This window comes from Chthonomonas sp. (assembly GCF_035294165.1).
GTDB lineage: Bacteria > Armatimonadota > Chthonomonadetes > Chthonomonadales > Chthonomonadaceae > Chthonomonas.
The window spans coordinates 1-3,726 of record NZ_DATGLN010000155.1; the positions used below are offsets into that span (position 1 = coordinate 1).

The window sequence follows — 3,726 nt, forward strand, 5'->3', positions numbered from 1 at the left end:
GCTGCGCAACCGCGAAGATGCCGAGGAGGTAACATCGGAGGCGTTTCTACGGGCGTTTGAACGCGCGTTTTCGTTTCGAGGAGAGGCGCCCTTTCGGGCCTGGCTGTTCGGCATCGTTCGTAATCTGTGTAGAGATCGCCTTCGCCAACCGCGCCTACTGCTTTTAGAGGCTCAGGACATCGAGGCTCAAAAGGATTGCCGCCAACCCTATCGGCAGGTGGAAAACGCTTTGCTGGTGCGTCAGGCGTTAGATCAATTGCCCGAAGATCAGCGAACGGTGCTTATGCTCTGCGACGTAGAGGAGTGGGATGCGCGGGAGGCCGCCGTGATGTTGGGGCGTTCTGTGGAGGCGACGAAATCCCTACTCTATCGGGCGCGACGCTCCCTATGCCGAACGCTTACGGCGATGTTGGAGGATGATGAAAGCTGAAATGCGATGCGACGATATGGAAACTTTTATTGACCTGGCCGTAGATGGCCTATTGCCGGATGAAGCCAAACAGCGTTTGGAGCGGCATCTGTTGCGCTGCGGGCGATGTGCGCATCGGTTCAAAGCGCTGGAGGCGGTGCGGGCCATGGTGCGTCAGGCCGTTCCTCGGGCCGAGCCTTCCCCGGCCTATGTAGAGCGCGCACAGGCGCGGCTGCAAGCTCAGTTTGAAGCCCTGTTTCCAAAAACGGAACCGCCCTCGCCAACGCAGCGCCAACTCCCTTTTCTTCAGGGCGATACGAATACCGATTCGGAATATTAAAACGAAAGGAGGTTTTGGGCGAAAAAGCGTTGTGGACAGCTTAACCAAACGTTAGTTCAAGTCCGACGAAACGCGCTTTCCCCAAAAGATACTATGAGCAAAGTACAAAAAGCGGTCATTACCGCCGCCGGACGCGGCACCCGCATGTATCCGGCCACCAACACCATTCAGAAAGAGATGCTGCCGCTTATGGACCGCGATGGCATCTGCAAGCCGGCCATTCAGATCATCATCGAGGAGGCTCTGGAAAGCGGCATCGAAGAGGTTTGTCTGGTAGTGAACCCGACGAACTATCCTCAGATAAAGCAGCATTTTCGACCGCTGACCAACGAGGAGATACGCCTGTTCAAGGGAAAAGATTGGGCTTTGTTGCAATCGGCTCGACTGCAGCAGATCGCAGCCCGACTGACCTTTGTGGTGCAAGAAAGCCCAGAGGGCTTCGGGCATGCGGTTTACCTAACCCGCGATTGGGTGGCAGACGAGCCGTTCTTGTTGATGCTGGGCGACCACATCTACACTACCGGAGAACAAAAGCCGTGCGCCCGCCAAATCATGGACATCTACGAGCGATATGAGTGTTCCGTCTCCGCCGTACAGCAGACCCCATCGGAGTTGCTTCACCTGTTCGGCACCGTCTGCGGAGAACGCATCGCAGAACAACCCCCGGTCTACGAGGTACATGCTATCTATGAAAAGCCCACCATCGAGTATGCCGAAAAGCATCTGCGACAAGCAGGCCTGCTGCATGGGATGTATCTCTGTTTCTTTGGCATGCACATCTTTACCCCGGCCATCTTCGACAGCCTGAAATATGCCATTGATAACGATCTTCGGGAAAAAGGCGAGTTCCAGCTGACGAGCGCCCAGGAGCGGGCACGGGCTGCCGGCGAGCGGGTCATCGCTTTTGAGGCAGTAGGTGATCGGCACGATATAGGCATTCCGTTTGGATATGCACAGACCCAGGCGGCGCTTGCCCTCAACTCCGTCTATAAGGAGCAGATGCTGGCTGCCCTGGTGCGCACTTTGGCCGTGCCCCAAAAACAGGTTCCCGAACCGTTCCGTCAGGACTGAGAAAGGCAAAGAAGGGATAGGGAACGTACCGGGCAGCGATTCCTCAAGGGGTGTCCCTCCATGTCCCCCTCCCCCTGCAGGGGGAGAGGAGCACCTCGCGGGGGGCGTCCTCGCGGACGGCGCCTTTGCGGCCTGTTTTTATTCCCTCCATCGCCTATCTCATTGGCCGCTGCATCGCTGTCTGCAAGACCGCTGCATCGCCGTGCGCTAGCACCTCCCGAATCGGGGGAAAGGACGGGATAGGGGGCGAACAAAGTCGGCTTGTTTTGCAAACTGCCTCTAGAACCGAAGCAATTGGCAGCCTCAACAGCCCCCGCCCCTCCTCTTTTGCGGGACAAGAAGACCGAAAAGTTTTAAGCAAGAAAAACCCGCACGCTTAGGTGCGGGTTCTCTTCATGGAGATGAGCAACAGCTATTCTATGAGATGTTGGCGCACCATATAGCGATAGATGGCGGCGCGTTCCTCACGCGAGAAGGGGCGCACCTCTTCACACACCTGAAGCTTATATTGGTTGCACCAGAAAACGAACTGCTCATCCGAGAAGGTATAGAGCCAGTCCGGCACTCGGATGGTGTCTTTTGACTCTTGAGTGTCGGTAATCGTCTGTGCCATCTTTGTATCCTTACCTTTTCCTGTTTTTGGAGAATGTTCTTGAAGTGGGGTTTAACCCCACTTCAAGAAACCGTTTTCATGGTGCGCTCGATTCAGCGTTAATATAGGGTGACGAAGAGCACCAAAGTCTCACCCGGGCCGTTAGCCGAGAACCGCCGCACCGTCACCCGCACCGTGGCACCGGAGGGTTCCGCAGCGAGCGCATCGGAGAGAGCTTGCGCATCCTTAATCGGCTTTCCGTTAAGGGCGATGATCACGTCTCCCGGCTGAATGCCGGCATCGGCGGCGGGGCTATTCGGGTAGACGTTTAGCACCACGACACCGCTCTTCACGTCGCTATTCAGCTGGAACTTCTTGCGGATGTCGGGGTCGCTTGCGTCGCCGATCTCGATGCCCATACGCCCGCGCGCCTTTCGCATCTCCTGCTGTTGTTGGGGTTGCTCGGTTTTGTCGGAAGGCGCCTCACCTACCGTTACATTCAGGGTGAGATCGTGACCATCTCGGTAGACCTCAACGGGAACGGTTGTGCCTGGCGCCGTTCGCGCCACGAGGTCGCGGAAGCTGGCCTCGTCGGTAACGGGCTGATTATTGAATCGGATTACCACGTCGCCGGCTTGCATTCCCGCCTTTGCGGCGGGGCTGCCGTCCTCCACCATCTGGATGAAGGCCCCCTGTTTAACCCCAAGCATCTGCGCCTGATCGTAGCTGAGGGTTGAGGGTACCACACCTAGATAACCCCGTACAACACGGCCCTTGGCAATTAGCTGATCCATCACATAGCGAACGGTGTTGGAGGGGATGGCAAAGCCTATGCCAACGTTGCCGCCCGTTTGGCTTTCGATGGCCGTGTTGATGCCGATGACGCGCCCATAGATGTCTACCAAAGGACCACCGGAGTTGCCGGGGTTGATGCTGGCATCGGTCTGAATGAGGTCTGGATAGTAGTAACCGTTCGTTCCCTCCGTGACCTCGAAGTGCCGATGCAGTGAGGAGACGATCCCCATGGTCATCGTGTCGCTAAGCTCAAAGGGGCTTCCAAAGGCCAGGGCAAGCTCGCCCACTTTCACGTCGTCGGAGTTGGCGAACTGCACGGCGGGCAAGTTATCCGCGTTGATTTTGATCAACGCAAGGTCGCTACGGGGGTCACGATAGACTTTCCCAACGAAGGTGCGTCCGTCCATCAACTGAACCGTCACCTTATCCGCGCCGGCCACCACGTGGTCGTTGGTAATGACATAGCCGTCGCTACGCACAATGACCCCAGAGCCGGCAGCTGTAGCGCGTTGAGGAAAC

At 57.1% G+C, this 3,726-nt stretch carries 5 protein-coding genes; 3 read left to right on the top strand and 2 right to left on the bottom strand.

Annotated elements, in window-relative coordinates; all coding sequences use genetic code 11:
• From VKV29_RS07705 to VKV29_RS07715, 3 genes are all read left to right on the top strand, one after another.
• Positions 1-430, top strand: a 430-nt coding sequence (locus tag VKV29_RS07705) for an RNA polymerase sigma factor (RefSeq protein WP_324200728.1), incomplete at its 5' end; no start/stop codon positions are given.
• Entirely contained in the window at positions 417-749 is a 333-nt protein-coding gene (locus tag VKV29_RS07710) for an anti-sigma factor family protein (protein ID WP_324200729.1), read from the top strand. The genes VKV29_RS07705 and VKV29_RS07710, both read left to right, overlap by 14 nt.
• A gap of 93 nt (positions 750-842) precedes the next feature.
• Positions 843-1,820 carry a UTP--glucose-1-phosphate uridylyltransferase gene (locus VKV29_RS07715; protein ID WP_324200730.1) on the top strand — a complete coding sequence of 326 codons (978 nt, stop codon included), beginning with the start codon at positions 843-845 and terminating at the stop codon, positions 1,818-1,820.
• Between the two features lie 412 nt (positions 1,821-2,232).
• Here the strand turns inward: VKV29_RS07715 and VKV29_RS07720 are convergent, their stop codons facing one another.
• Both VKV29_RS07720 and VKV29_RS07725 read right to left on the bottom strand, forming a co-directional pair.
• Positions 2,233-2,433 (bottom strand): hypothetical protein, encoded by a 201-nt coding sequence (locus VKV29_RS07720; protein ID WP_324200731.1) that lies wholly within the window; start codon positions 2,431-2,433, stop codon positions 2,233-2,235.
• Positions 2,434-2,531: 98 nt separating this feature from the next.
• Positions 2,532-3,726 (bottom strand): PDZ domain-containing protein (locus tag VKV29_RS07725; RefSeq protein ID WP_324200732.1); only part of this gene is annotated, 1,195 nt, incomplete at its 5' end.